The sequence below is a fragment of the Mucilaginibacter boryungensis genome (assembly GCF_015221995.1).
GTDB classification, from domain to species: domain Bacteria; phylum Bacteroidota; class Bacteroidia; order Sphingobacteriales; family Sphingobacteriaceae; genus Mucilaginibacter; species Mucilaginibacter boryungensis.
Genome location: NZ_JADFFM010000002.1, coordinates 1,509,752 through 1,535,912, shown reverse-complemented (window position 1 = coordinate 1,535,912; position 26,161 = coordinate 1,509,752). Strand labels below are relative to the sequence as shown.

Below are 26,161 nucleotides of genomic sequence, written 5' to 3'. Positions count from 1 at the left end.
ATGGTTTTTAAAATATAGTTTAGCTAATGGTAAAAATTTAGCCGGTTTGGTGTACTGATATTGAAATTTTTTCAGGGAAAAGGGATGTTACTGATTTTGCAGATTTAGTATTTGTTTACAAAAAACTATTGATAAAAACGCTGACAGTATCGCGACACCACTATCTTACCGGTTTTACAAAGTTTTGCGTCCATTTCGGGGGCGTTAATCGGATTAAAACACCCCTTGTAAACTTTGCCGGTTTTAGACCTTATCCTGGTTTTTTACCCGGAGTTTCTCACTTTTAGACAGACTTTCGCATTTTTAGCGATTTTTAGGTTTAAACACCTGCTTATCAGCTGGTTGCCAAAAACTAAAATCAATGACACGCTTATGCCACCATTAAGCATTTGAGGGATGGGTAACTTTGTAATGTCCACTCAAGAATAAAACGTTTGCTGTCAAACAAATCCTAACCCGCGTTCCTTTTGCGGCTATAATTTCAGATCTACACATACTTCAGCGCATGACTGATAAAATTACTGGTCAGGCCATAATCTTCAGTGCCTTTGCGGCGGATAAAAAAGAAATCGCGGGTGATCTTTAATCCTTCAACGGGGACTTCAACCAAATCGCCTTCGGCCAGCTGGCGCACTATGGATGGCCGCGGCATAAAGCCCAGGCATTGATCGGCCAGCAGGAAGTTTTTTAATGCTTCGGTACCACCAAGCCGTATTTTTACCGAAAGGTCGGCGGGTTTAACATGGTGCACCGATAACGCTTTCAACAAGGCATTCAATGTGCCCGATCCACGCTCGCGCAAGGCCACCGGCGTTTTAACCAATTGTTTTAAGGTAAGCGATTTACCTGCCAGCGGACTTTTAGCCGAACATACAGGGATCACTTCATCGCTCATAAAAGGCTTATAGCTAACCGTAGTCAGTTTATTATCTACCTCTATAATACCAATATCAACCTCGTGGTTAAGTAAAGCATTCAGTATGTATTCCGAATTACGGTTCACCAGCTGCACGTCTACATTAGTATATTCTTTTTGGAAACCCGATAAAATGGATGGTAAAATGTATAATGCAATGGTAGTGCTGGCCCCCAAACGCAAATGGCCGGCCGCGTTACTAAGGTTACTAAGTATCGAAAGATCGTATTCTATTTTGCGTTCAATCTCTGTAGCCTGTAAAAGATACTCGTTCAGCTTTTTACCTGGTTCGGTTAGCAGGATGCTATTCCCTTTGCGTTCAAAAAAGGCTACCTTATATTGGTCTTCCAGCCCCTTTATATGCTTGCTGATAGCCGGTTGTGTAACAAATAATACCTGCGCCGCTTTTGAGAAACTCATATTAGCGGCAACTTCCATAAAAACACGGTGGGCGAAGGATATCATACTTTAGTTAGCTGTTACAAATATAACACGCATTATAAGATAAAGTTATAATGCAACTACACTTTAATACGCAGGGCTATATAAAAAGGTTGCTTTTTGAAATAAAACGAATAATATTTTGATATAAATAACTAAAATGGAACACAAAAAACATTATATGGGTTATTTATAAAAACAACGCTATGAAAATTACAAAATACCTGCACTCGTGCCTTGTGTTTGAAAAGAACGGGTTTAAATTATTGGTAGATCCCGGTACATTCTCTTTTGCCGAAGGATTTATTGAAGCCGATGAATTTAACGATGTTGATGCTGTTATCATCACCCATATCCATGCCGATCACCTGGATAAAGAGAACCTGGTCAAAATTATTGAACTCAGCGGGGCTAAAGTTTATACCGTTAAGCAAGTAAGCGATGAGTTGCAAAAGATTGCCGTAAAAAGTGAGCCCATACCCAATACCATCGGCCCCTTTACGTTGGAATTGATCCCCGTTAAACATGAAGGCATTTTGGATAACCCGCTGCCAGAGATGGTAGCTATGGTTATTGATGGCCAAGTGCTTCACCCGGTAGATTCCTTCGACGATAAACTGTTGGCCTATGCCGGTATTGAGTTATTGATATTGCCTGTTATGGCACCGTTCACTACCGAACTTATTGTAGCCTCCTTTGCTGATAAAATACGCCCTAAACAGGTACTCCCTGTTCACGATGGCTTTGCAAAACCATTCTTTTTAAAACAACGGTACGAAAACTACAACAGGCACTTTGAAAAGCTGGGAGTGGTGTTTCATAACCATATGTCGGAGATTGGCGCGTCGGTTGAAGTTTGAGGCAAACATTATTAAGGTATAGCCAACAGATGTTCGGAAGATTAGAAAGGCGTGGGGTTGCGCGATTCCCCTCTTGAGAGGGGTGCAGGGGTATGTCCTTCTAAACATAAATGACACTCTCCTGCCACCACAATTCCCTCCCGCCCCCTCTCAAGAGGGGAATTTGGATTTCTTCCGAACACTTGTGAGGTATAGCCCACTAAAAGGCATATTGGTCAATTACCAAACGTTCCGATGGAACGTAATAAATTCTCCTTATTTCTACCCACTAAACATCCCTACGGGATGAAAATATGAACATTCCATCGGAACGATTGGTTGGCAGCAATGTGAGCCAGCATTTATTACGTTCCACCAATCATTCCTACGGGATGAAAATAATAACCGTTTCATAGGAGGGGTTGGTTGGCTACAAGGTGAACAAGCATTGATTTCGTTCGCCAAACATCCCCACGGATAAAAATATGAACCGTTCCATGGGAACGATTGGTTGGTAGCAATGCGAACCGAGATTTATTACGTTCCATCGGAACGTTTGGTGTAACCTGCCTTTTCATGGGCTATTGCTTTTATTAGAGGCGTTGCTTTAGCACGGTATGTAGGCTTGCTCTGCAACAGGGAAATGCTACTGCCCCTACCAATGTCAGTAACATTAATAAGTGTTCAAAAACGTCTAAAATTCCCGCTATTCAAAATTATCCCTAACCTTTTTCCTGTTTTAACATAAACCTTACCTTTGCAGCTAAATTTTTTACGCGTGGGAAAAGACAAGTTAAGGCGCTTTGCCGAAGTGGACACTTTTAAAAATGTAGTGCAGATGGATGCCGGCAAACCTTTTAAAGGAAACTGGGCCAACGAGTTTTTTAAAAACAATAACCCGGTGGTGTTAGAACTGGCCTGCGGCAAAGGCGAATACACTGTTAATCTGGCGCGCTTGTTCCCAGGCAAAAACTTTATTGGTGTCGATTATAAAGGCAACCGTATTTGGCGGGGCGCAAAAACCGCGCTGGAAGATGGCATAAACAATGTCGGGTTCCTGCGTATCCAGATTGAAAACCTGCTGGATTATTTTGCACCGGGTGAAGTTGACGAAATCTGGATCACCTTTCCCGATCCTCAGCCGCAGCTAAGTCGAGAAAAAAAACGCCTTACATCACCGCGTTTTTTAGCTATGTACAAAGTGCTGCTTAAACCGGGTGGTTTTGTAAACCTGAAAACCGACAACGACGGCCTGCACGCATATACCGCCGAAAAGATTGATGAATTGAAACTTAAGCTACACATCCGCACGGAAGACCTGTACCACTCGCCATATGCCGATGAGGTATTGTCCATAAAAACCTATTACGAGAAAAAGTATTTGCAGGATAACAAAAACATTAACTATCTTAAATTCTCATTTGAATAACAAGCCATGGACCGCGCAGATTTTTATGACCAGGTATACCAGGTAGTCCGCCTTATCCCCAAAGGGCGGGTAACATCATATGGTGCAATTGCGGCTTACCTGGGCACCAAAGGGTCGTCCCGCATGGTAGGTTATGCTATGAACGATGCTGGCAAAGTACACCCGCAGGTACCCGCCCACAGGGTAGTAAACCGCCAGGGGCTGCTTACCGGTAAATTCCATTTTGGCGGCAATACCATGGAGGAATTACTGGCTGGCGAAGGGGTAAAAGTAGCGGATGATAAAGTAGTAAACTTTAAAGAGCTTTACTGGGACCCGTCAATTGAGTTGGCGCTGTGATTTTAATGTGCAGATATGCGTATATGCAGATGTGCGAATTAGGAATCATACAATAAATTACAAACCCTCATCTGCATATTTGCACATTTTCATATTTGCACATCAAAAACGATGTTGCTTATACCCATCGCTAATCAGCCTATACAATTCATCAAAATTGCATTGAAGGCCGTTGGCACTTATACATACCGGCGTATTATACATGCGATAGTTAATCTTCATCATCCGTTTTTTAAAGCTGCCCGGCTCGGCCTCAATTCGTTTTTCGGGGTCGTTAACCATTAATAATATAAAGCGCTGGTTATGTACCTGGGCGGTGCTGATGCCCGTTATTTCTTCCCAGCCGATCAGTCCCCCGCTTACCCCCGATGAATTATCGGTGATGCCATTCTCATCAATAATAAGCCCGGGCCGTTTATCAAAAAACTTAGTGAAGGCAAATACGGCGCATATGCCAAAGAATACTACAGCTGCAGCCCCTACAATAAAAATGAAAGGCTTGTTTTGCATTATAGGACTAACAAACTTTCCCGGCTCCATTAAAAAGTAAATGCCAAAAACCACAAACAATACCGAGCCAAAAAATAGCAGGGTTATTTTACGCTTGCTGATGGGGATGATGACGGGTTCCATATTAACAGTAATATATAAAGATATTATTTGCCAAACAAAAAGTTAACCCCCAAGCCACATATTGCTAAACTGCTGAGATACGGAGCCTTAACAATTGATAACGGAAAAGTATAACCAGCATTAAATTCCAGTTTATTATTTATGGTTACCCCTGCTTTAAGTGGTATAGATACCCCCATCGACCGAAACTCGGGGTAATTTTGGGTACTTGAACTTGAGGTGCCGTATGTTATAACAAAATTGGAGTTATTATATTTTGATATGTTAAAGCGGGCGCCGCCACCAATAAATATTTTAAAGTTATCCTGTGAGTAAAAGTTATATATAAACTGTGGGGTTACGCTAAAGGTATATTGATTGATTTTTAAAGTGGCCGTTGCGGGCGTTGATGAGCCAGTAGCTATAGGCGTTGGCGGATAACTAAATGAATTACCCGACAATGATACTTCGGCCCTAAAATAAACCACACGTGTATTGTTATTAAAAAACAAATCCAACCCCGCGCTTATTTGCGGCAGTATGCTATTTTCGGTCATGCCGGGGAATAGGGCGCTGCTTCCCGTAAATTTAAATGTGCTGTAGTTAACCCCTGTGCCAACAAAAAATTGCTTTCCCCCATTGCTTTTAGGCGTAAAAGAATGACCCTTATCGCCGTTTATTTTTTTTGCGATGCTTAACAGGTCGTGTTCGTTATATTCGGCTTTCAGGATTTGTTGAGAGAGCCCAGCATCATCAATATTGTTTTTTTGAACAAGATATTGCAACTGAACCCGGTACCTGTTCACGGTTTGTAAACTTCCGCTCTCGTTAAAAAACAACTTGTACACCAGTTCCTGCGGGACGCCACTCTTTTCTTTTATATAAAACCGGGTCTTTATCTCATCGCTGTAACTGTAAAGGCTTATCTTATCACCCCGGGTAAGCAATTTCAAAAACACGGTATTTACAACTGAAGCACTATCCATAGCCTCGGTGGAGGCCCGGGTTACATCAACTGTTTGCTGACTTATCCGTACAGTGAAACGCTCATAATATTCGTATCCTGTTAACGCAAACCCCTGGGAGTTTTCAACAGTATATTTTTCTGTAGCACTATTAACGGTTGTTCTAAAGTTAACAGATGCGGGATTTCTTTCCCACTCGCGGTAGTCAACAAAGCCTTTTAGGGTATCGCCTTTAAGGTTAATTATATAACCGGGCTTAAAGTTTGTTTGTGCTTTTAAAGTAAATGGGATAGCAAAAACTGCTAAGCAAGGCAGTTTAAAATAGTTTTTCAATTTGGTGGTTTTAATTGTGATAAAATTTATTGCACCAAGATATTGAATATCGTAATCAAAAAAAACTTAATTTAAACAAACTGCAACAACTCCATGCGGTTCCCAAACGGATCAATAAAAGCAAACCGCTCCCTGCCGGGGATGACAGGTTCCCATATAATTTCTACCCCTTTACTTTCCAGGTAAGCTTTGGCCGCTTTTACATCAGTTACCTCAAAAGCGCTATGACGGATGGTGCGTGGCAATGGCGTTTCTACACCAATGTGCAATTCGATCCCACCTATATCAAACCAATGTCCCGGTCGCCCAAAAACGTCGGGGCGGGGCTTTTCCATTAAGCCAATAACATCGGCATAAAAACTGCGTGCTTCCTCCAGCCGCTCCTGCGGCACACAAATGTGAATATGGTCGATTTGTTTAAAGGAGATCATTAGCGTGTTTATTTAAAAATTGCTGCCAGGTCTTTGTGCCAAAGGCGTTTTCCGGACACACGTTTATGCCCGATCTAAGCATATCAAAACGCGCTCCCGATAGCTGTTCCGTTTTTAATTCGTCCTTTCGGTTTTGCACGTCCAGGTATGCTTGTGCCATTTCTTCTATAGTTTGTACCGCGGGACCGCCAATAGTGATTGTTTCGTTTTTAGGGGTGCTTTCCATTAAGCCGGCTATTTTGCCGGCCACTTCGCTTATATCAATAGCCTGAAATTTAAGTCCCGCCGGGATTGTAAGGCTTTTGCCCGTATCATACGGTTTTATCATCCGGTTTAATACAAACTCGTAAAATTGTGTGGCCCGTAAAATGGTGAAAGGAACATTGGCCTCCGCAACTAATTGCTCAACATTATACTTCACCTTATAATAAGGGAAATCACTTTTGTCTATCCCGGCTATGGAGATATAAATAAAATGTTTAAGCTTCTCTTTATTGATAGATGCTAACAAGTTCCATGTGCCATCTATATCAACTATCTGTGCATTAAGAGGGTTGCTGGCGCAGTGTATAACTATATCTGCATTAGTCACGGCATCCTGTATACTTTGGCTATGGGACAGGTCGCCCTTAACTATGTTTACTTCTTTAGGCAAGCCTGGATCTTCCTGGGTAGTGATAACCGTTATTTGCTGCCCGGGATAACTTAATTGTTTAATTATTTCCCGGCCAAGGGTGCCGGTGCCGCCGGTTATTAAAATATTACCAGGAATTTTCATCTCGCATCCACAAATTAGGAATTCAACTCATCCCAATACTCCACCGCCCGGCGATAGTGCGGTATCACAATCGATCCGCCTACCAGGTTCGCTATCATAAACACCTCGTTCATTTCATCGTGATTAACGCCGGCCTCGTGGCACTTACCCAGGTGATATTTAATACAATCGTCGCAACGCAGCACCATGGATGCTACCAGGCCCAGCATCTCTTTGGTCTTCACATCCAGCGCGCCATCCGCATAAGTAGTAGTATCCAGCGCAAAGAAGCGTTTAATATTGGTATTGGCCGTTTCCATTATACGGTCGTTCATGCGGGTGCGGTAGCTCTCGAAGTTATCTATTAGTTCTCCCATAAGTATTTTATTAAAGGCTTTGAATCCGAAACCGGATATCCGGACTTCGAGATCATAGCCTGTTACAATTTTCGTTAAAAATTATTGGAATTTCTTATTAATAACTAAATTGCGAAAAATATTAGCAATTCTAAATCAATAATTCATCCTTCAACAATTATACTTTATGGAAACAATATCACCCAACATTTTTACAAACGATATGAAAGCCACTATTGCTTTCTACCAGCTACTGGGCTTTACAAAAACCATGTCGGTACCCGAGGAGGGCGATGATTTGGTGTGGGTGATGATGAATAACGGCAGCGTAACCATGATGTTCCAAACCTTTGAAAGCCTGGCCGATGACCTGCCCGAAATATCGCGAAAAAATGGCGGCTCGTTATTGCTTTATATTAACCTGAAAAACATCAAAGCGTTCTTTAATGAGATACAAAGTAAAGTAACTGTACTAAAAGGGCTTGAAACTACTTTTTATGGGGCAACGGAGTTTTCTATAAAAGATAATAATGGATATGTTTTGACATTCGCTGAACATGAATAAGTCTTAAGTTTCAAGTCATTAGTCTGAAGTCCAAAATCAATTAAAATGGGAACTTTTAGAGAATTAATTGCTTACAAAAAGGCGTTTAATTTATCCATGGAAATTTTTGAATTGACTAAAAAGTTTCCGAAAGAAGAAACGTATAGCTTAATTGACCAAATCAGGAGATCGTCACGGTCGGTTTTTGCATGCATTGCAGAGGGGTATAAAAAGCGGAGATATCCCAATCACTTTATAAGTAAATTAACTGATGCCGATATGGAAAACGGCGAAACACAGGCATGGTTAGATGCATCTTTGGCATGTAAATATATTTCTAAAGAAATCTTTGAAGACTTAAACAAGAAAAGTGAAGAAGTGTCTTATTTGTTAATTTATATGATTAACAATCCCGATAAATTTAAATAGACTTTAGACTTAATTACCTATTATATGACTTCAGACTCAAGACTTCAGACTTCAGACTTAAAACGCTGCGCCTGGTGTGGTACAGACCCATTGTACATGAAGTACCACGACGAAGAATGGGGCAAGCCCGTGCATGATGATAAAACCCTGTTCGAATTCCTGGTGCTGGAATCGGCACAAGCGGGGCTGAGCTGGATCACCATTCTGCGCCGGCGCGATGGCTACCGTAAAGCCTTTGCCAATTTTGATGTGAAAAAGGTGGCCGCTTTTGATGAGCAGGATGTAGAACGCCTGATGCAGGATGAAGGCATTATCCGCAACCGGTTAAAAATATTGGCGGCTATTAATAATGCCCGGTTGTTTATTACCGTGCAGAAAGAGTTTGGGTCGTTTGATAAATACCTGTATACCTTTATGCCTGATGGTAAACCAATTGATAACAAACCTAAGCCGGGCGGCATACCGGCCAGCACCGATATCTCCGACGCGATAAGTAAGGATATGAAAAAACGCGGGTTCAAATTTTTTGGCACCACTATTTGCTATGCCCACATGCAGGCCACCGGCATGGTGAACGACCATTTGGAAGATTGCGATTTTAGATAGATATTACACCCATGAAACGGACACTTGTTATTTTATTGCTATTACTTGCCGGCACCAACCTGTTTGCCCAGCAGGCTAAAATTAAAGCGCTTGCCCAGCAAATGGCTACGGCCACTGTGAAAGGCGATTTTAAAACAGTGATAGCCCATACCGACCCCGAAACCGTAAAAAAAGCCGGCGGTCCCGATGCGATGCTAAAAGTTGTGACCAACATGTTTGCGCAGCTTAAAAAAAGCGGTATGACCATCAGGAGCGCGACGGCAGGTAACCCCGGACCAGTTTTGCAAGCAGGCAACAAACGGTTTTGCGCCGTTCCTGAAACGGTTGCTATGGCTGTACCCGCAAATAACATGACACCAAAAGGGGTTTATACCGCGCAATCAACCCTATTGGCTGTCAGTACCGATAATGGCGCCAACTGGTATTTTGTAAACTCTGGCAGTATGAGCGATGAAGCGCTTTACAAACTATATCCTGAAGTAAAGGGTAAAATATCCCTGCCCAAACAAACACCACCACAATTTACACCCGAACAGTAAAACACGCCTACTCTAAACAGATAACGGACGTATTACTTTTTCACCATATAAGAAGCCAGGGTGCCCTTCAGCATAATATCATGGGCTTTAATGGCCACCTGGTAATCATCAACCATAGCGTTATAGGCTTTAATTTTGGCATTGGGTTGTCCGGTTACTTCATATTCCAACCGGTGAAAAATGAAAGACCGTACTAAAAAGGCTTTCAGGTCAAAATCAACACCAACATCGTTAAGCAGCTGGCCAATATAATCTTTATCCATCAGGTAATCGAGCCCTACGTACGATTGCATGAAGCTAAGCAACTGAAAGCTGGCGGATACCGCGGCCGGGTTGGCATACCTATCAGGCATGGCATAGTAAGCTTTTAGCTGTGCCAGTACAGGCGCAAACTCGGTGGCAAGCTGTTCTTTGGTTAAAAACTTAAAGCCTTTTGGTGGATAAACCGGTGCCATTTTATATAGGTCTGTGTATAGTGTAACCGTATCCTTACCGCCTGTTTTGGTTAGTAAAAAAATATCCACGTTAACACCGTTTATCATTTTGCTTGTACGGCCCGCATATATCAAAGGCGACCCATCGGCCCATAAATAGGTTTTCAGAAACCGGTTCAGCTGGGCGGTAATTTTGGTTTGATTGGCCAGGTCCTCCACATATGCGCCTACCGGGATCAGCATATTCGGGCTCATACCATAACCTTCAGGCGCGGGGCCGTCCGCATGTTTTAATACGTAGTGTTCAAAAAGCTCATCGGTAGGCAGGCCGGTGGGCGGTGCCTCAACGGTGGTTGTAGCAGATTTTGCAGGGGTTTGCTTTGGTTTAGTTACAGGGCGTTGTGCTTTAACAACACCTGCCAAAAGCACAATCAGGATCAATAGTTTCGCAGTCTTCATAAAATTAATTCCATGAAGATTAGTATAAATCTTCAACTAAGCAAATAGTACATTGATAAACTTATATTTTTAACAAATCTTTGCTTTATAATTGCAGTAATGGCTCGCGGGCTTAATAAAACGGATGGCAGGATCACGAGCCGGGGGAGAACCCCTGGCGACCGGCTCTTCTCCATCGCCGTGTATTAGCTTTGCTTCATTATTGAAAAAACATCAAATACCGGGTTATGAAAAAATTGTTTTTGCTGGATGGTATGGCCCTTATATACCGGGCACATTTTGCTTTAAGTAAAACTCCGCGTTTTACATCGGGCGGGTTAAATACATCGGCCGTTATGGGTTTTACCAATACATTGCTGGATGTGTTGAAGAAGGAGAAACCAACCCATATGGCTGTTGTTTTTGACACTGACGCGCCAACCGAACGCCATACCGATTTTGAGGCTTACAAGGCCCACCGCGAGGCTATGCCCGAAGACCTGAGCAAAGCCCTGCCTTATATATTTAAAGTGGTACTGGGTTTTAATATCCCACTGATTACATCCGACGGTTATGAAGCCGACGATATCATCGGCACCCTGGCCAAAAAAGCCGAGCAGAAAGGCTACCAGGTTTACTGTATGACGCCTGATAAGGATTTTGCCCAGTTGGTATCCGATAATATTTTCATATATAAACCGGCCCGTATGGGTAATGATATGGAAATATTAGGGGTTAAGGAAGTGCTGGCCAAATGGGAGGTTGAGAAAGTAGAACAGGTAATAGATATACTGGGCCTTTGGGGCGATGCGGTAGATAACATCCCCGGCATCCCCGGCATTGGTGAAAAAACCGCGAAAGCATTGATAAAGCAATATGGCTCGATGGAGAACATTATTGCCAACAGCCATGAATTAAAAGGCAAACAACGTGAGAATGTAGAACAATTTGCCGAACAGGGGCTCCTGTCGAAAAAACTGGCGACCATTAACCTGAACGTCCCGGTTGAACTGGACGAAGCCGGACTTGAAATGTGCGCCCCAAGCAAGGAGTTGTTAGAACCCCTATTTGCCGAACTGGAGTTCCGCACCTTGGGTCGCCGTGTGTTTGGAGATGACTTCAGCATTATTGAAACCCGTGCAGCCGGTACACAGATTGATATGTTTGGCGCGCCGGTTGCCGAAGGGCGCACTACCATGCAGGTAGAAATAACCGATATTGCCGAAAGCCCAACCCATGCCGCCAAAAACATCACTAATGTTGAACATGAATACCATTTGGCCGATACGCCCGAAAAACGCGCCGAACTGGTAGCCTTACTAAGTCAGCAAACACATATTTGTTTTGATACCGAAACTACCGGCACCGATGCTAACAATTGCGAGCTGGTGGGCCTTTCGTTCGCGATAAAGCCCGGTCAGGGCTGGTATGTCCCGGTTTCAGCTGTGAAGGAAGATTGCCAAAGCGTAGTTAACGAATTTAAGGCTGTACTTGAAAACCCCGATATCGCCAAAACGGGACAAAACATCAAGTACGACATTATGATACTGAAATGGTACAATGTTGAGGTGAAAGGCAAGCTGTTTGATACCATGATGGCCCATTATGTTATAGACCCTGATACCCGCCATAATATGGATATCCTGGCCGAAAACTACCTGGGGTATAAGCCTGTTTCCATTACCGAACTGATTGGCCCCAAGGGTAAAAACCAGGGAAGTATGCGCGATGTAGACCCCGAAAAGATAAAAGAATATGCTGCCGAAGATGCGGACATTACCCTGCAACTGAAAACCGTGTTTGAAAGCAAAATAAAAGAAGCGGAAGCCGAAAAATTGATCCACGAGATTGAGCACCCTTTAATATATGTGCTGGCCGATATGGAATATGAGGGCGTGCGCATTGATGAGGGTGCGCTGAGGGACTTCTCGAAAGAATTAGAAGGGGACATTATTAAACTTGAAAAAACAGTTTACGACAAAGCCGGCGTGCGTTTCAATATCGCATCACCAAAACAATTGGGCGAGGTGTTGTTTGAGAAATTAATGCTTGACCCTAAAGCCAAAAAAACCAAAACCGGCCAATATCAAACCGGCGAGGATGTGCTGCTGGCCCTTGCCAACAAAAGCGATATTGTACGTGATATTCTGGATTTCCGCCAGCTGCAAAAGCTAAAATCTACTTATGTAGATGCGTTGCCGCTAATGATCAATAAAAAAACCGGGCGGGTGCATACTTCCTACAACCAGGCGGTGGCGGCAACCGGGCGGCTAAGCTCTAATAACCCCAACCTTCAAAACATCCCTATCCGTACCGAACGCGGCCGGGAAGTGCGCAAGGCTTTTATCCCGCGGGATGAGAACCATATCCTGGTATCGGCGGATTATTCGCAAATAGAACTGCGCATTATTGCCGAGATAAGCAAGGACGAGAACATGCGTGCCGCCTTTACCCAAAACCTGGACATCCACACTGCAACGGCTGCCAATGTATACGGCGTAGCGCTTGACCAGGTAGATGGCACTATGCGCCGCAATGCTAAAGCGGTAAACTTTGGTATTATATATGGGCAGTCTGCTTTTGGTTTATCGCAAAGCCTGGGTATCCCGCGTAAAGAAGCCGCCGAAATAATTGAACAATACTTTATCCAGTTTCCCGGCATTAAAAATTACATGGCCGATACCATGAACTTTGCCCGCGAGAATGGCTATGTATGTACGCTGATGGGCCGCCGCCGTTACCTGCGCGATATTAACTCGGCCAACCAAACTGTGCGCGGCTTTGCCGAACGAAATGCCATTAACGCGCCTATACAAGGCTCGGCGGCTGATATGATAAAGATAGCCATGATCAACATTCACCGCGAACTGAAAGCCCAAAACATGGCCGCCCGCATGACCATGCAGGTGCATGACGAGTTGGTTTTTGATGTGCCGCACAACGAAGTGGACAAAATAAAGCCAATAATAGAGCATCACATGAAAAATGCCATTAAAACCGAAGTACCGATTATGGTAGAGATAGGCACGGGTTTAAACTGGTTAGAAGCGCACTAATTGGTGCTTTGCCCGGGTTTATACATACCTGCGTCAAACTAATTACATTGGCGGGATGCCAAAGCCCTGCAGGTCTTTTGCCTTGGGGCTTTTTTCCTTTTTGCCTATACCAATTTTGCTGAGCAGCGATTTGGCTTTATCAAACAATCCGCCAACCGAATCTTCGCTGATAAAATGAGATGCCTTTTGCGAGGCTATACCCACTATGGCTTTTATCAAAAGATTAGAATTGCGGAACAGCGTTTTGTTTAAAGCAAAAGGCAAGGCTACCCGCGAAATAAGGCCCAGCATATCCTGCCCTTTAAAGGCCTCGGTTGCCGCCGTTTTGGGGAACAGCGACATAACGGTTGAAAATATAGCCCCGGGACCGTTAAACCGTGCGCCAATAGCGGCTTTTTGTTGTTGCTCGGCCTCTTTAAGCCGCGATATCTCGCTGCGCAGGTCATCAATATTTCTGATTCGCATATCCATATCGCGTTAATATTTAAATAGTTTTTTTATCAATGCATCCACAATGGGGCGATGCAGGCTTTTGCGGAACAACACGACCAATATAATAACGACAATGTATATGAATGCTACACACCCAAAGCCCTGCCAGTAGGAATGAAGCACACTCCCCAGGAATAATGCCAATGTAATACTGGCAAACAAACTGGTCATGGCAAGGCCCAGTATAATAAACAGGTCGGTAGCAATGCTGGCAAATATAGATGTGCCCCGTTCTATAGCCTTTAGGCGCGCCAGTTTAACGTAGGTTTCCAGGTATTCTTTTACCTGGTCGGCTATAGGCGGCTGTTCATTTTTGTCTTTTTCTTCCATGCGGATGTAGTTAATAATTTATCCCGCCCAGGTTGTACCTCTCCGAACGGGATTAATATTTTATATTCAGGCGTGTTCCAGATCGTCCTGATATTCTTCTTCCGCGCCCTTCACTTTGTTCTTAATACTTTCTACAACTTTGTCTTTAAGGCCAACCAGGTTGTCAATTTCAGCAGCGGCTGTTTCTTTAATAGAATCGCCCAGGTTTTTTAACGATTCGCTAAGCTTATCACGGGTTTCAGTTCCTTTATCAGGGGCAAATAATATACCTAACGCTGCTCCTGCTGCTAATCCGGCAAGCAAAGCAACAACTACCTTTGAGTTATCATTCATAGTATTATAATTTTTAAGTTGAACAATTGTTTTTATTATTGGTTTTTTTCAAATATGGCTTTTATCTGTTTCTTAAACGTAAAGGCCCCTGTCAAAGTATGGTAATTATTTAAAGGCTAAATACAATATAGCATTTTCCATTTTAACTATCCGGCCCGGTTTTTATCCGCTCCAGCCGTTCGGCAGCCAGGGTGTTTGTTTCATAAATTTCTACCAGCAGCAAAAAGTACGATAATAATACGGGCCCAAAAACCAGCCCTAATATACCAAACAACGGGATACCAATAAATACCCCAATGATAGAAATAATGGGATGCGTATTGGCCAAACGCTTATTAATGATCATCCGCAACACATTATCTACGTTGCCAATAAATAATACTCCGTAAGCAAGCAGCAATACACCCTTAAGTGTATGTCCGTTTATGATGATAATAATAGCAGCCGGGATACATAGCGTTGGCGCCCCAACCACCGGCAAAAACGAAATAAAGGCACCTATTACACCCCAAAACACAGGGTCGGGGATACCGGCTATCCAAAAACCATTGGCCAGCAATATGCCCTGCACTATGGAGATAATACCCTGTCCCAATACGTTTGAATAGGTAGCATTACGCAACGCAACTGCAAACTTCATTGCATGCTGCTCGCGAAAGGGGGCGTAGCGCAGCAGGCCTGCCTCAAACCCGCGCATTTGCACAAACATAAAATATAATAAAAAGTACATGACCAGCAGGGTGATAACGATACTGACCGCGCTGCCTATTATAGATGGGAACAAGTCGGTTGCCAGGCCGCCTACCTTTAACATGATACTGTCGACAAAATGGGGTTGTTTAAAATTCGATCCGGCAAAATGGTCCAGCTTGCCTAACCATTCCTCTATTGGGAAAGTATTGCGGTTTAACGATGATATTTTATTGATCATCATAAAGCTTAACGTAAGGAAAGGGATAACTACTACGATGACAGAGATCAGGATAAGTATAACCGCCACAAGGGATCTATTCCAGCCACGCCCTTCCACCAGATACAGATAAAGCGGGCGAAAAATGGTGTATAAAACAATAGCGCCCAGTATGGAGCTGAACAGATCTGTAAGCGCATAAAACAATAAGCAGCCCAGCACAATAATGCTGATCAGGGTAATATTATTACGCTGCTTATGGGTAAAAACGGACATTTAAAACAGTAAAAAATTTCTTCTACAAGAAGAAACAAAAAACCGGTGAAATGTTTTGAGATAACCCTAAGTTAGGTCTATCCCAGTATTTACCGTGTAATAAAACCCGCTATTAAGCGATTGTTGGCGACCCTTAAAGCCATGATTGGGTAATCGTTTTTACCCCCTTCAACACAGTTAAAATATCGCTTCGGCTATCCGTTTAGTTGGCCCGGCGTTACTCATCGTGTAGAAATGCAGGACAGGTGCGCCAAATTTTATCAGTTCGCGGCATTGGTTAATGGTCCACTCTATACCCAGGTCTTTAACTTCTTTTTCCGATTTGCAGGCATGCACCGCGTCACACAGATCTTCAGGCATATCAATATGGAAGGTTTTGGCCAGCCCTATTAATTGCTTAGTATTCGCCAGCGGTTTCAGTCCCGGTATAATAGGCACGTTAATGCCGTTAGCGCGGCAGTTATTTACAAAATCGTAGTATTTCTGATTATCGAAAAACATTTGGGTAACAATAAACTCCGCACCCATATCAACTTTCATTTTCAGGTATTTGAAATCCGTTTTCATGTTGGGGGCCTCAAAGTGCTTTTCGGGATATCCCGCAATACCTATGCAGAAATTAGTTTTCAGGTTGTCCTCGGCATGCTCGTGCAGGTAAATACCGTTGTTCATATTTACTACCTGTTGCAGCAGGTCGGTAGCATAATTATGGCCATTAGGTGTCGGGATGAATGAAGTATCCCCACGGCGGGCGTCGCCGCGTAGTACAAGCACGTTATCTATACCTAAAAATTGCAGGTCGAACAAGCCATTTTCTGTTTCATCCTTAGTGAAACCACCGCACAATAAATGGGGCACGGTATCTACGTGGTACTTATTCATAATAGCCGCGCAAATAGCAATAGTACCCGGGCGTTTGCGGTAGCTCAGCTTTTCCAGCAAGCCGTTTTCATGCTCTTTATAAATATAATCCTCGCGCAACGATGTTACATCAATAAATGGCGGCTTAAACTCCATCAGCGGGTCAATAGCGTCATAAATGCCCTGTATGCTCTGGCCTTTTAACGGCGGTATCAATTCAAAAGAAAAAAGCGTTTTGCCTTTGGCGTTTGCTAAGTGTTCGGTTATTTTCATTTGCCCCCTAACCCCCTAAAGGGGGAATTTGGTTTAGTTGTTTACAAATATATTAATAGCAGCCCTTTTTCTCCCCTTCAGGGGCAGGGCTTAATAATTCAAATTCGGCCCCAGCCAGCGTTCCACATCCTCAAGCGGCATGCTTTTCCGGATGGCATAATCTTCTACCTGGTCTTTCCCTATTTTACCTAAGCCAAAATATCTTGCCTGGGGGTGTGCAAAATAGAACCCACTTACCGATGCCGCGGGCATCATGGCAAGGCTTTCGGTTAAGTGCATTTTGACGGCATCTTCTGCCTTCAATATGTCAAATAAAGTGATCTTTTCGGTATGATCAGGACAGGCAGGATAGCCCGGTGCAGGGCGGATACCCTGGTATTCTTCCTTGATCAGCCCGTTGGCATCCAGTTGCTCGTCTTTGCTGTAACCCCAGTATTCTTTACGTACCAGTTCGTGCATTTTTTCGGCAAAGGCTTCGGCTAAACGGTCGGCTAATGCTTTGGCCATAATACTGTTATAATCATCATGGTCGCGTTCAAACTCGGCCACTAATTCATCACAACCCAAACCTGCCGTTACCGCAAATCCGCCAAAATAATCAGGAACGCCGCTTTCCTTTGGCGCTACAAAATCGGCCAGGGCATAGTAGGGTTCGCCTTTAACCTTTTCACCTTGCTGGCGCAGGGTGAAAATAGTGGTTAACACCTGGCTGCGGCTATCATCGGTATATAATTCAATATCATCGCCTATGCTGTTTGCCGGCCAAAAACCGATTACGCCGTTAGCTTGCAGCAATTTCTCCTGCACAATTTTATTCAGCAATACCTGGGCATCATCAAACAGTTTTTTAGCTTCGGTGCCTACGTATTTATCGTCAAATATCTTCGGGTAGCTGCCCCTTAATTCCCAGGTGTGGAAAAACGGTGTCCAATCGATGTAAGGTACCAGGTCTTCCAATGGGAAGGCCTCTACAACTTTGGTTCCGGTAAAAGTTGGCTTCGGCGCCACATCGCCATCCAGGCTTATTTGAAACTTGCTGGCACGGGCTTCTTCAATACTTGCAAAACGCTTGTCCGATTTTTTGTTTAAATGTGCTTCCCGGGCTTTTGCATATTCATCTTTTATGCCCTGGATATACGCATCGCGGCTATCGCGGTTCATTAAACTGCTGCAAACAGTTACACTGCGCGAAGCATCCAGCACATGTATAGCGCCGCCCGAATAATGCGGAGCCACTTTTACCGCAGCATGGATGCGCGAGGTGGTAGCCCCGCCAATAATTAATGGTATGGTAAACCCTTCACGTTCCATTTCCTTAGCAAAATGCACCATTTCATCTAATGATGGGGTGATCAGGCCACTTAACCCAATAATATCTACCTGATGTTTTTTTGCCTCTTCTATTATTTTTTGTGCAGGCACCATCACCCCAAGGTCTATCACCTCGAAATTATTACAGGCCAGTACTACGCCCACAATGTTTTTACCAATATCGTGCACATCGCCTTTAACGGTAGCCATTAATACTTTACCCGCGTTAGCCCGGCTGCCGCTGCTATCTTCACCGGCATCAATTACCCGTTGCTTTTCCTGTTCAATAAACGGCAGTAAATACGCCACGGCTTTTTTCATTACCCGGGCCGATTTTACTACCTGCGGCAAAAACATTTTACCGGCGCCAAACAGGTCGCCTACTATGTTCATCCCGTCCATCAGCGGGCCTTCAATCACTTCCAGCGGTTTGCTGTAGGCCAAACGCGCCTCTTCTACGTCGTCATCTAAGTATTCAATAATCCCTTTTACCAGCGCGTGCGATAAGCGTTCCTGCACGGTGCCTTTACGCCATTCCTCATCACGGACGATCTCTTTGCCGCCGCCGCCCTTTATGGTATCGGCAAAGGTAACCAGTCGCTCGGTGGCATCTGCACGGCGGTTCAATAGTACGTCTTCTACAAGTTCCAACAGGTCTTTCGGAATTTCCTCGTATACCTCGAGCATGCCGGCATTTACAATACCCATATCCATACCCGCTTTGATAGCATGGTATAAAAATGCCGAGTGCATGGCCTCGCGCACCTTGTTATTACCGCGGAAAGAGAACGAGATATTACTTACCCCGCCGCTTACTTTAGCATACGGCAGGTTCTCTTTTATCCATTTGGTAGCTTTTATAAAATCTACCGCGTAATTGTTATGTTCTTCCAGGCCGGTAGCTACGGTCAGGATATTCGGGTCAAAGATGATATCCTGCGGCGGGAAGCCTACTTCATTTACCAGTATATCATAACTGCGTTTGCATATTTCAATGCGTCGCTCGTACGAATCCGCTTGTCCCTGTTCATCAAAGGCCATTACCACGGTAGCCGCGCCATAGCTTAATATTTTACGGGCATATTCTTTAAATTTTTCTTCGCCCTCTTTCAACGAGATCGAATTTACGATACCTTTCCCCTGTAAGCATTTCAAACCCGCCTCAATAACCGACCATTTCGATGAATCGACCATGATAGGCAGCTTGGCAATATCCGGTTCGGAGGCCAGCAGGTTCAGGAACTTCACCATCGTCGCTTCCGAGTCGATCATTCCCTCGTCCATGTTCACATCAATCACCTGCGCGCCGCCTTCTACCTGCTGGCGGGCAACGGTTAACGCGCCTTCAAAATCTTCAGCTAAGATCAGTTTGCTAAATTTTGGTGAGCCGGTAATATTGGTGCGTTCGCCCACATTTACAAAGTTGGCTTCAGGGGTAATGGTTACTGCTTCCAACCCGCTCAGGCGCATATAGGGTTCAATCTCCGGGCGTTTGCGCGGCTGGTGCTTCGCTGCTTTTTCGGCAATGCACCGGATATGGTCGGGGGTGGTGCCACAACAACCGCCTACAATATTTACCATATTGCTGGCCATAAAATCTTCTACCAGGTGGGCAGTCTCGTGCGGCACTTCATCGTATTGCCCAAACTCGTTTGGCAAACCCGCATTGGGGTAAGCCGATACATATACATTGGCTTTGGTTGCCAATTCCTCTAAGTGCGGACGCATTTCTTTAGCGCCTAAAGCACAATTTAACCCAACCGAAAGCAAGTTAGCATGCTGCACGGAATCCCAGAAAGCCTCAACGGTTTGCCCTGATAAAGTCCTTCCCGAGGCATCGGTAATAGTGCCCGATATCATCAGCGGGATGCCTTTATAGCCGGGGTTTTTCTGGCGTAATTCGTCCTCATAGCGCTTAGCGGCAAACAGGGCGGCTTTAGCGTTCAGGGTATCAAATATGGTTTCTATTAAAAGCAGGTCCGCGCCACCGTCAACCAATCCCCGTATCTGGGTATAGTAAGCATCGGCCAGGATATCAAAATTCACAGCACGGTAACCCGGATCGTTCACATCTGGTGATAATGATGCGGTGCGGTTGGTTGGACCAACGGCACCAGCCACAAAACGTGGCTTTTCAGGCGTTTTTTTATTGTATTCATCCACCACTTCACGCGCAATGCGTGCACCCTCGTAGCTCATTTCATAAGCCAGGTCTTCCATTTGATAATCGGCCAGCGATATCACCTGTGTGCTGAAGGTGTTGGTTTCAATAATATCCGCACCGGCATCCAGGTATTCGGCGTGAATAGCCTTAATTATATCCGGGCGTGTAAGGTTCAGCAGGTCGTTATTGCCTTTCAGGTCTGAAGGGTGGTCACGAAAGCGTTCCCCGCGGAAATCATCTTCCGTAAGGTTATACCGTTGTATCATGGTACCCATTGCCCCGTCAATAACCAGGATGCGTTTTTCTAATTCTTTTCTAATATCCATTCTTTGAGAGTCGTAAGTCTTAAGTACAAAGCCTTAAGTATTAAAATCGGAAAGCAGTATTGACTTACGACTTTAAACTCAGAACTTCAGACTTAAAAAGCGGCTTATATCGAAAAGTCGGGTGTTGATTTTGACCTTCGCTTATCTGTCTTATCGGCTTTTGTTTGCCGGTAAGTAGAATGTAGCACCTTGTAAGTACAGGTTGCTAAGACATCGCAGGGTCTAATCCCTCCGTCTTTCTCTATAAGCAGTGCAAAGTTGCACAATAGGGCTGTAAATTGCAAATAGGTTTGTTAGCTTTATGTTATAGTACATACGCATGACCAATCTATATAGTTTAAGACTAATAATAGCAGCAATAATGTTATTGACGGTATCTGCTGCGTGTAACACTCGCCGGTTCAACAAAACAGTAATTGATATACCGAAAGATTCAAATGGCAAATTTATTCTGATGTATGATCTCGACCTGCAAAAGGACCATGCCCTAAAATTGCAAGATCTGCAACATGGTTATGATGGTATTCAAATTCGTATCTGGTATGATTATTCGTTAACAGACGTTAGAAAGCTGGTCATTTTAAAATGCCGGAAGAATAGGTGGGATGCTGAATATTATTATGTTCATGCCGACTGGAAATATCAAAGCTTACGCGATTCGGTGACAAGCTACACGCATAGGAACATGGTGCCAGCATCCGGATGGAATGTGTTTTCCAAAACATTACTTAGTCATCAGATACTTACCCTTCCGGATTTTTTTTCAATAAACAATAAAAATATCACCTTTACCGACGGCCTGTCATGTAATATTGAAGTAGCAACAAAAAACAAATTTCGCTTTTATACCTATACTTACGCCCCGTCTCTGGCTAAAGACTATTGGCAAGCTAAAGATTTTTTTGAGGCCTTAGATCTGGTAAACAAAGAATTCAATATTTCTATTACCCACTTAACAGAAGATAAAAGCAACAATGCGCCATACCACAGGTAACAGCCTGCCTGCTTAATTACCTATATCACTTCAAGCACCCTATACTTCTTTCCGTTCTGTTCAAACCAATCATCAACCTTACACCCCATCATTTTATAACCAATGGGCGATGCGGCTGAAATAGCGAAATAGCTTTCGCCTGCTAAGTTTAAAACCCCCGCACTTACCGCGATGTAAAAGTTGCCGTTATTTGTTTTCACTACGCTGCCCTCTTCCACCCTGGTTGATTTGCCTGCGGTACTGATACGATTGAGCGCTACCAGTAATTTGTTCGCCTCGGTTAGCTGGGCCATGCCCCTGTCCTTTTCCTGCTGCAGCATCTCCCGGCCGGTTTCATATTTGTCGCCAGCGCTGCTTTTGGTGTCCTCGGCCGCACTTTGCTCGGCCGATTGAATGGCCTGTTGCGCGTTGGCCATGCGCTGCTGCACAAATTCGCTACAAAGCTGGTGGAGTTGTTGTTTTAGATTGTTCATTTGGCAGGTGCAAATATATTAAGCAGGGCGGCTAATTCCTGCCAATTTTTAACCGCCTCATCAAATCCAAGCATTTTTGAGATCCCGGTATAAATATCCTGGGGCTTTTTGCCTTCTCCCCGTAAATAATGTATGGATGTTGCCCCGGCCGATTTGGATAGTTTTTCGTTCCCGGATGCCATCAGCAATGGGTGATGATAAAAGATAACATCACGGAAAGACGCGGCGCCAATATGCGGGGCCAGATAATTTTGTGCAAGGGTAGAATCCCACAAGTCTTGCCCGCGTACTATCAAATCGACCCCGTAAAAAACATCATCTGCAACCGAAGTTAACTGATAGGCGGGGTAACCATCTTTTTTGCGCGCTACAAAATTTTGCATAGTTGCGGGTAAAGTAGTTTTTACCACTTCATTGGGGAGGGTTTTAATATTCAGCAATTCGGTCGCATCTGTCTTCAACCGCCAGCTTGCATTTTCGGTATCCAGCGTTATGTTTTTGTGCAGGCAGGTGCCGGGGTAAGCATCACTAACATTACTATTCCTAATTTGCGCACGCGAACAGGTACAGGCGAATACGGATTTATTATCTTTCAGTTGCTGTAATGCCGCCTGATACATTTCCATACGGTGAATTTGCGACCAGTTATTTTTGTAGTCCGTAAAATCGCGCGGACCTTCATCATAAGGTATTTCTAAAAAATTAAGGGTATCAAAAATATCCTGAACATATAACCGGCTTACCCTGTCGCGGTCAAGGTCATCTAAGCGCAGCAGTATTTTAGCGCCGTATTTTTTGGCAAGTGCCACTGTTATAGCAAACGACAGTACATTCCCCAAATGCAAATAGCCACTGGGTGTAGGGGCTATGCGTGTTTTGCTGGATGTTTGTGCCGGGATAGACATCGTCGGATTTTTACATTGATGATACCCCCCTCTCCAAAGAAGGGTATTAAATCTACATTAATTCTTTCATCAGCTTGTCAAAAGCTTCTTTTAATTCAGCGTAGTCCTGCTCCAGTTTAGTTACCCGAGCTTCCAATCCGCTGGCAGAGTGGGCAACAGGCGCATCCGGTTCATCGTCCCCAATCTCGGGCACGCCGGCCAGCAAATGGGCATAGCGCACTTCTTTTTGCCCCGGGCGGCGTGGTAGCTGCATTAAGTACGGCGGTTCATCGGCTGCCAGCTTTTCTAATATTTGCTGCACTTCATCAATCGATTCAAACTCGTACATCCGGCCTGAATTAGTATTGATCTCGCCGGGAGTTTGTGGACCGCGCAGTATCAGCAGGCAGATAATACAAACCTCCTGCGGCAACACAGGGTATACAATGGCGAAATTGTGTTTATACTTTACAGCCCTGCTTGAGCCTCCGGTAGCTGTAGATATCAGCCCACGCTTTTTTAATGAATCTAAAGCTATGGCAACAGTTCCTTCGTCATATTGCACTACTGGCTTACGCGATGTTTTCTGGTTACACGCGGCCGTTAAGCCGTTTAACGACATAGGATAATATTCGGGGGTGGTACGGGCCTTTTCCATTAACGACCCCAGCACACGCAGTTCGATGCTGTCTAATACCGGCAAACTTTTAGGAGTATCCATTGGCTAAATATAAATGCTTTGGGGCGCCAATATAGTTTTTTGTATCTGAAATTGAGCCTCTGGGTCTCCCGGGTTATAATAACCCCCTGTCTTTTAATTCTTTTTGACGCTGTTTTTCCAGTTTTTTCTGTTCACGCAATTCCTGACGAATTTGTTTTTTGGTTTTGCCGGCGGTATCAAGTTTAGGCTCGTTATTTTGAGTAGTGTCTTTCTTTTTACCGCCACCAAATAAACGTTGGAAAAAGTTCGGTTTCTTTTCCGGCTCGGGCGCCGGTGGTGGTGATGGAATTACCGCCGTAGTAGCGGCCTCGTTATCATCATCATCCCCTCCCTTCATTAACCGGGTAAAGTTTGATGTATCTGATGGGTGAATTTGCCTGCGCAGGCTTTCTCTTAATCGCACGGTATATAAACCATACACGCTGCTATCGCGGTGTGCTGTTAACCCATGACCTTCCATCAGGTTGCCAATAATATTAAAATAGTAGCTTAACCGCGGATTAAGGGTACCATCAGGTAAAAAGGCGTACAGGCCCGAGCGTGGCTTGGGCACAATACTGGCCAGGTAAATACTTTCGCCCAGGGTAAGTTCCGACGGGGATTTACCGAAATAATAGCGCGCAGCCTCGCCAATGCCATAAATGTTATTGCCCCACTCTATCATGTTAAAATAAACCTCGAGCATGCGGCTTTTGGTAGTAATATGGTTATTAACCAGCAGCCACACAATCAGCATCTCCTCAACCTTACGCGTTAGCGTCTTCTTTTGGCTAAGGAAGGCGTTTTTTACCAGCTGCATGGATATGGTACTGCCGCCTCTTTTAAACTTATGCTCTATGTAATCGGTGGCTATAGATTTGCGGATAGATTCTTCCACAAAACCATTATTGGTGTAAAACGTTGGGTCTTCGGCTGTCATTACCGCATTTCGCAGATCTGGCGATATTTGCTCTAATGGGGTGTAATTAGGATTAGCGGGCCCGATAATACGCGGCGGCATGGCTTTACCTTTTACATAGGGCGTATCTATAAATGTGCCGTTCAGCTTGCTGAAGTTTGTGCGGCCGTATTTAATGATCTTAAACCCATCCTTGTCCAGGCGCGAATCAAACTGTACATCTTTTGGATTACTGCTGTCCAGGTAAAGCTTTAATTTATAATTCAGTTTACCTGCGACTTGTATGCCTTGCAGTGTTTCAAACGTACCACCCGGAAAAGAGTCGAACATGTCCTGCGCATTTATCCAGCCGGTATTTACTTTAACTTCATATATTTTTACCGGGTTAAGCGTGTATTTAACATACGGGGTTGCGGTCAGTTTTTTAAGGCGTATCACCGATGAACTATCCAGTGATACATAATTCGATCCTATAAAAATGTTAGCATCAATGGCGCCCTGGGGTATCACAATATCATTTACCGCCAGCGCTTTTTGGTTAATAACTAAATTGCGGGCCGATAGGGTGCTATAAATACGCGTTTCGCCGCCGCTGTTATCTACCTTGTTCAATCTTGTAGTTACGGTATCAAAACTAACTGTGGCATGAAAGCGTTTTTGTACATAAGGGACAACTATTTTACCTTTATCGGCATACAGGCTAATATCGATATTCTTATCGCTGGGGTGCATGGTACCGGCAAAATGCCAGGTAGTATCGCTATTGTTCACCTTAATGGTCGACATTAGCTTACCGCTTTTAATACTTGCCGTGCTATTAAGCATTACCCGCGATGAATCATCGGTATAGCTTATTAAAAAGCTTTTCATTTGCAGGTCATCCGGTATTTTATATAAAACCTCGTTGATCAGGTTATCGGCTATGTCTGAAAGGTCAACCTTTTTGCGGACGGCCGTCGAGTCCTTTTTTTTGTGAAAAATAAAATCAAAATTTTTAACCCCCTTAATACTGGTTAGGTTAAGGTGGCCGGTTTCCATATTCACTTCGGCCAATTTCATTTTGCCGAATATTAATGGGATTATCTTTATGCTTACCTCAAGATGGTTAATGGTAAGCAGGCTATCCCGGTTTTGCGGCACAATAGTGATAGATGAAAATGCTACTGTTGCCAGCCCCGTAAAATGAGGGCTTGCCATTTTTATATCTAAATTATAATCCTTTTTTGCTTTAACCTTGGCTTTGCTGATAGCGTTTTGAAGAATTGCTTCGCGCTTGGAATAGGCTATAAAACCACCGATGATCAAAAGCATCACTAAGGTGGCTATGGTAATAAGGGCAATGCGTATGTATTTAGGGTTGAGGCGGTGCATCAGGTAAATTTTGTCAAAACTAATGAAATATGTACCGATACAAACGTTAGGATATATAAAATGTTTCCTCCTTTACTTTA

General features: G+C 44.0%; 26 protein-coding genes and 1 riboswitch. Of the genes, 9 read left to right on the top strand and 17 right to left on the bottom strand.

Annotated elements, in window-relative coordinates; all coding sequences use genetic code 11:
- Positions 1-487: 487 nt before the first annotated feature.
- Positions 488-1,381, bottom strand: coding sequence for a LysR substrate-binding domain-containing protein (locus IRJ18_RS19695; RefSeq protein ID WP_194107997.1), 894 nt, complete (start codon positions 1,379-1,381; stop codon positions 488-490).
- A 182-nt stretch (positions 1,382-1,563) separates the two neighbouring features.
- Between IRJ18_RS19695 and IRJ18_RS19690 the strand changes: the two genes are divergently transcribed.
- From IRJ18_RS19690 to IRJ18_RS19680, 3 genes are all read left to right on the top strand, one after another.
- The gene (locus IRJ18_RS19690) at positions 1,564-2,217 is read left to right on the top strand and encodes an MBL fold metallo-hydrolase (protein ID WP_194107996.1); all 654 of its coding nucleotides are present in this window, start codon (positions 1,564-1,566) and stop codon (positions 2,215-2,217) included.
- Positions 2,218-2,974: 757 nt separating this feature from the next.
- Positions 2,975-3,625, top strand: coding sequence for a tRNA (guanosine(46)-N7)-methyltransferase TrmB (gene trmB, locus IRJ18_RS19685; protein WP_194107995.1), 651 nt, complete (start codon positions 2,975-2,977; stop codon positions 3,623-3,625).
- 6 nt (positions 3,626-3,631) lie between these two features.
- The gene (locus IRJ18_RS19680) at positions 3,632-3,964 is read left to right on the top strand and encodes an MGMT family protein (RefSeq protein WP_194107994.1); all 333 of its coding nucleotides are present in this window, start codon (positions 3,632-3,634) and stop codon (positions 3,962-3,964) included.
- A 102-nt stretch (positions 3,965-4,066) separates the two neighbouring features.
- Here IRJ18_RS19680 and IRJ18_RS19675 read toward each other — a convergent pair whose 3' ends face one another.
- The 5 genes from IRJ18_RS19675 to IRJ18_RS19655 all read right to left on the bottom strand — a co-directional run bounded on the left by IRJ18_RS19675 (position 4,067) and on the right by IRJ18_RS19655 (position 7,439).
- The gene (locus tag IRJ18_RS19675; protein ID WP_194107993.1) at positions 4,067-4,597 is read right to left on the bottom strand and encodes an STM3941 family protein; all 531 of its coding nucleotides are present in this window, start codon (positions 4,595-4,597) and stop codon (positions 4,067-4,069) included.
- Positions 4,598-4,620: 23 nt separating this feature from the next.
- Positions 4,621-5,874, bottom strand: coding sequence for an outer membrane beta-barrel protein (locus IRJ18_RS19670; protein ID WP_194107992.1), 1,254 nt, complete (start codon positions 5,872-5,874; stop codon positions 4,621-4,623).
- Positions 5,875-5,945: 71 nt separating this feature from the next.
- Positions 5,946-6,305: a VOC family protein gene (locus IRJ18_RS19665; RefSeq protein WP_194107991.1), complete on the bottom strand. Its 360-nt coding sequence runs from the start codon at positions 6,303-6,305 to the stop codon at positions 5,946-5,948.
- Positions 6,292-7,083 (bottom strand): SDR family oxidoreductase, encoded by a 792-nt coding sequence (locus IRJ18_RS19660; RefSeq protein WP_194107990.1) that lies wholly within the window; start codon positions 7,081-7,083, stop codon positions 6,292-6,294. The genes IRJ18_RS19665 and IRJ18_RS19660 overlap by 14 nt, the downstream gene beginning before the upstream one ends.
- 14 nt (positions 7,084-7,097) lie before the next feature.
- On the bottom strand, positions 7,098-7,439 hold the full coding sequence (locus IRJ18_RS19655) for a carboxymuconolactone decarboxylase family protein (protein WP_173417083.1): 342 nt from the start codon (positions 7,437-7,439) through the stop codon (positions 7,098-7,100).
- Positions 7,440-7,605: 166 nt separating this feature from the next.
- Here IRJ18_RS19655 and IRJ18_RS19650 point away from each other — a divergent pair, with 166 nt between their 5' ends.
- From IRJ18_RS19650 to IRJ18_RS19635, 4 genes are read left to right on the top strand one after another with little or no spacing between them, the layout of a single operon-like run.
- The gene (locus tag IRJ18_RS19650) at positions 7,606-7,983 is read left to right on the top strand and encodes a VOC family protein (protein ID WP_194107989.1); all 378 of its coding nucleotides are present in this window, start codon (positions 7,606-7,608) and stop codon (positions 7,981-7,983) included.
- Between the two features lie 45 nt (positions 7,984-8,028).
- Entirely contained in the window at positions 8,029-8,391 is a 363-nt protein-coding gene (locus IRJ18_RS19645) for a four helix bundle protein (protein ID WP_194107988.1), read from the top strand.
- 24 nt (positions 8,392-8,415) lie between these two features.
- Positions 8,416-8,997 (top strand): DNA-3-methyladenine glycosylase I, encoded by a 582-nt coding sequence (locus IRJ18_RS19640; protein WP_194107987.1) that lies wholly within the window; start codon positions 8,416-8,418, stop codon positions 8,995-8,997.
- 11 nt (positions 8,998-9,008) lie between these two features.
- Positions 9,009-9,536: a hypothetical protein gene (locus IRJ18_RS19635; RefSeq protein WP_194107986.1), complete on the top strand. Its 528-nt coding sequence runs from the start codon at positions 9,009-9,011 to the stop codon at positions 9,534-9,536.
- Between the two features lie 32 nt (positions 9,537-9,568).
- Here the strand turns inward: IRJ18_RS19635 and IRJ18_RS19630 are convergent, their stop codons facing one another.
- Positions 9,569-10,429, bottom strand: a complete 861-nt coding sequence (locus IRJ18_RS19630) for a hypothetical protein (protein ID WP_194107985.1) — start codon at positions 10,427-10,429, stop codon at positions 9,569-9,571.
- Between the two features lie 227 nt (positions 10,430-10,656).
- On the opposite strand from IRJ18_RS19630, the gene polA reads away from it, so the two are divergent.
- Positions 10,657-13,464 carry a DNA polymerase I gene (polA, locus tag IRJ18_RS19625; protein WP_194107984.1) on the top strand — a complete coding sequence of 936 codons (2,808 nt, stop codon included), beginning with the start codon at positions 10,657-10,659 and terminating at the stop codon, positions 13,462-13,464.
- Positions 13,465-13,506: 42 nt separating this feature from the next.
- Here polA and IRJ18_RS19620 read toward each other — a convergent pair whose 3' ends face one another.
- From IRJ18_RS19620 to metH, 6 genes are all read right to left on the bottom strand, one after another.
- Positions 13,507-13,929, bottom strand: a complete 423-nt coding sequence (locus tag IRJ18_RS19620; protein ID WP_194107983.1) for a hypothetical protein — start codon at positions 13,927-13,929, stop codon at positions 13,507-13,509.
- Positions 13,930-13,941: 12 nt separating this feature from the next.
- Positions 13,942-14,286: a hypothetical protein gene (locus tag IRJ18_RS19615; protein WP_194107982.1), complete on the bottom strand. Its 345-nt coding sequence runs from the start codon at positions 14,284-14,286 to the stop codon at positions 13,942-13,944.
- Between the two features lie 66 nt (positions 14,287-14,352).
- Positions 14,353-14,619, bottom strand: coding sequence for a YtxH domain-containing protein (locus IRJ18_RS19610; RefSeq protein ID WP_194107981.1), 267 nt, complete (start codon positions 14,617-14,619; stop codon positions 14,353-14,355).
- 142 nt (positions 14,620-14,761) lie between these two features.
- Positions 14,762-15,805, bottom strand: a complete 1,044-nt coding sequence (locus IRJ18_RS19605) for an AI-2E family transporter (RefSeq protein ID WP_194107980.1) — start codon at positions 15,803-15,805, stop codon at positions 14,762-14,764.
- Between the two features lie 177 nt (positions 15,806-15,982).
- The gene (gene metF / locus IRJ18_RS19600; RefSeq protein ID WP_194107979.1) at positions 15,983-16,939 is read right to left on the bottom strand and encodes a methylenetetrahydrofolate reductase [NAD(P)H]; all 957 of its coding nucleotides are present in this window, start codon (positions 16,937-16,939) and stop codon (positions 15,983-15,985) included.
- Positions 16,940-17,029: 90 nt separating this feature from the next.
- Positions 17,030-20,740 carry a methionine synthase gene (metH, locus tag IRJ18_RS19595; RefSeq protein WP_194107978.1) on the bottom strand — a complete coding sequence of 1,237 codons (3,711 nt, stop codon included), beginning with the start codon at positions 20,738-20,740 and terminating at the stop codon, positions 17,030-17,032.
- Between the two features lie 138 nt (positions 20,741-20,878).
- A riboswitch (SAM riboswitch) is annotated at positions 20,879-20,990 on the bottom strand.
- 111 nt (positions 20,991-21,101) lie between these two features.
- Here metH and IRJ18_RS19590 point away from each other — a divergent pair.
- A complete protein-coding gene (locus IRJ18_RS19590) occupies positions 21,102-21,734 on the top strand; it encodes a hypothetical protein (protein ID WP_194107977.1) in 633 nt (210 codons plus the stop codon).
- A 20-nt stretch (positions 21,735-21,754) separates the two neighbouring features.
- On the opposite strand, the gene IRJ18_RS19585 is transcribed toward IRJ18_RS19590, so the two are convergent.
- The 4 genes from IRJ18_RS19585 to IRJ18_RS19570 all read right to left on the bottom strand — a co-directional run bounded on the left by IRJ18_RS19585 (position 21,755) and on the right by IRJ18_RS19570 (position 26,081).
- Positions 21,755-22,207 carry a 3-oxoacyl-ACP synthase gene (locus IRJ18_RS19585; protein ID WP_194107976.1) on the bottom strand — a complete coding sequence of 151 codons (453 nt, stop codon included), beginning with the start codon at positions 22,205-22,207 and terminating at the stop codon, positions 21,755-21,757.
- Positions 22,204-23,112: a glutamate--tRNA ligase family protein gene (locus IRJ18_RS19580; RefSeq protein ID WP_194107975.1), complete on the bottom strand. Its 909-nt coding sequence runs from the start codon at positions 23,110-23,112 to the stop codon at positions 22,204-22,206. The genes IRJ18_RS19585 and IRJ18_RS19580 overlap by 4 nt, the downstream gene beginning before the upstream one ends.
- A gap of 52 nt (positions 23,113-23,164) precedes the next feature.
- Positions 23,165-23,812: a YceH family protein gene (locus tag IRJ18_RS19575; RefSeq protein WP_194107974.1), complete on the bottom strand. Its 648-nt coding sequence runs from the start codon at positions 23,810-23,812 to the stop codon at positions 23,165-23,167.
- Between the two features lie 73 nt (positions 23,813-23,885).
- Positions 23,886-26,081, bottom strand: coding sequence for a transglycosylase domain-containing protein (locus IRJ18_RS19570; protein WP_194107973.1), 2,196 nt, complete (start codon positions 26,079-26,081; stop codon positions 23,886-23,888).
- Between the last annotated feature and the right edge of the window lie 80 nt (positions 26,082-26,161).

What these genes read in the sequence shown, in the direction of transcription:
- IRJ18_RS19695 (WP_194107997.1), bottom strand. Translation starts at nt 1,381, where the DNA reads ATGATATCCTTCGCCCACCGTGTTTTTATGGAAGTTGCCGCTAATATG.
- IRJ18_RS19665 (WP_194107991.1), bottom strand. Translation starts at nt 6,305, where the DNA reads ATGATCTCCTTTAAACAAATCGACCATATTCACATTTGTGTGCCGCAG.
- IRJ18_RS19675 (WP_194107993.1), bottom strand. Translation starts at nt 4,597, where the DNA reads ATGGAACCCGTCATCATCCCCATCAGCAAGCGTAAAATAACCCTGCTA.
- IRJ18_RS19660 (WP_194107990.1), bottom strand. Translation starts at nt 7,083, where the DNA reads ATGAAAATTCCTGGTAATATTTTAATAACCGGCGGCACCGGCACCCTT.
- IRJ18_RS19610 (WP_194107981.1), bottom strand. Translation starts at nt 14,619, where the DNA reads ATGAATGATAACTCAAAGGTAGTTGTTGCTTTGCTTGCCGGATTAGCA.
- IRJ18_RS19620 (WP_194107983.1), bottom strand. Translation starts at nt 13,929, where the DNA reads ATGCGAATCAGAAATATTGATGACCTGCGCAGCGAGATATCGCGGCTT.
- IRJ18_RS19680 (WP_194107994.1), top strand. Translation starts at nt 3,632, where the DNA reads ATGGACCGCGCAGATTTTTATGACCAGGTATACCAGGTAGTCCGCCTT.
- IRJ18_RS19635 (WP_194107986.1), top strand. Translation starts at nt 9,009, where the DNA reads ATGAAACGGACACTTGTTATTTTATTGCTATTACTTGCCGGCACCAAC.
- IRJ18_RS19585 (WP_194107976.1), bottom strand. Translation starts at nt 22,207, where the DNA reads ATGAACAATCTAAAACAACAACTCCACCAGCTTTGTAGCGAATTTGTG.
- metH (WP_194107978.1), bottom strand. Translation starts at nt 20,740, where the DNA reads ATGGATATTAGAAAAGAATTAGAAAAACGCATCCTGGTTATTGACGGG.
- IRJ18_RS19570 (WP_194107973.1), bottom strand. Translation starts at nt 26,081, where the DNA reads ATGCACCGCCTCAACCCTAAATACATACGCATTGCCCTTATTACCATA.
- polA (WP_194107984.1), top strand. Translation starts at nt 10,657, where the DNA reads ATGAAAAAATTGTTTTTGCTGGATGGTATGGCCCTTATATACCGGGCA.
- IRJ18_RS19590 (WP_194107977.1), top strand. Translation starts at nt 21,102, where the DNA reads ATGTTATTGACGGTATCTGCTGCGTGTAACACTCGCCGGTTCAACAAA.
- IRJ18_RS19605 (WP_194107980.1), bottom strand. Translation starts at nt 15,805, where the DNA reads ATGTCCGTTTTTACCCATAAGCAGCGTAATAATATTACCCTGATCAGC.
- IRJ18_RS19630 (WP_194107985.1), bottom strand. Translation starts at nt 10,429, where the DNA reads ATGAAGACTGCGAAACTATTGATCCTGATTGTGCTTTTGGCAGGTGTT.
- IRJ18_RS19580 (WP_194107975.1), bottom strand. Translation starts at nt 23,112, where the DNA reads ATGTCTATCCCGGCACAAACATCCAGCAAAACACGCATAGCCCCTACA.
- IRJ18_RS19615 (WP_194107982.1), bottom strand. Translation starts at nt 14,286, where the DNA reads ATGGAAGAAAAAGACAAAAATGAACAGCCGCCTATAGCCGACCAGGTA.
- IRJ18_RS19690 (WP_194107996.1), top strand. Translation starts at nt 1,564, where the DNA reads ATGAAAATTACAAAATACCTGCACTCGTGCCTTGTGTTTGAAAAGAAC.
- IRJ18_RS19640 (WP_194107987.1), top strand. Translation starts at nt 8,416, where the DNA reads ATGACTTCAGACTCAAGACTTCAGACTTCAGACTTAAAACGCTGCGCC.
- IRJ18_RS19575 (WP_194107974.1), bottom strand. Translation starts at nt 23,812, where the DNA reads ATGGATACTCCTAAAAGTTTGCCGGTATTAGACAGCATCGAACTGCGT.
- metF (WP_194107979.1), bottom strand. Translation starts at nt 16,939, where the DNA reads ATGAAAATAACCGAACACTTAGCAAACGCCAAAGGCAAAACGCTTTTT.
- IRJ18_RS19645 (WP_194107988.1), top strand. Translation starts at nt 8,029, where the DNA reads ATGGGAACTTTTAGAGAATTAATTGCTTACAAAAAGGCGTTTAATTTA.
- IRJ18_RS19650 (WP_194107989.1), top strand. Translation starts at nt 7,606, where the DNA reads ATGGAAACAATATCACCCAACATTTTTACAAACGATATGAAAGCCACT.
- IRJ18_RS19655 (WP_173417083.1), bottom strand. Translation starts at nt 7,439, where the DNA reads ATGGGAGAACTAATAGATAACTTCGAGAGCTACCGCACCCGCATGAAC.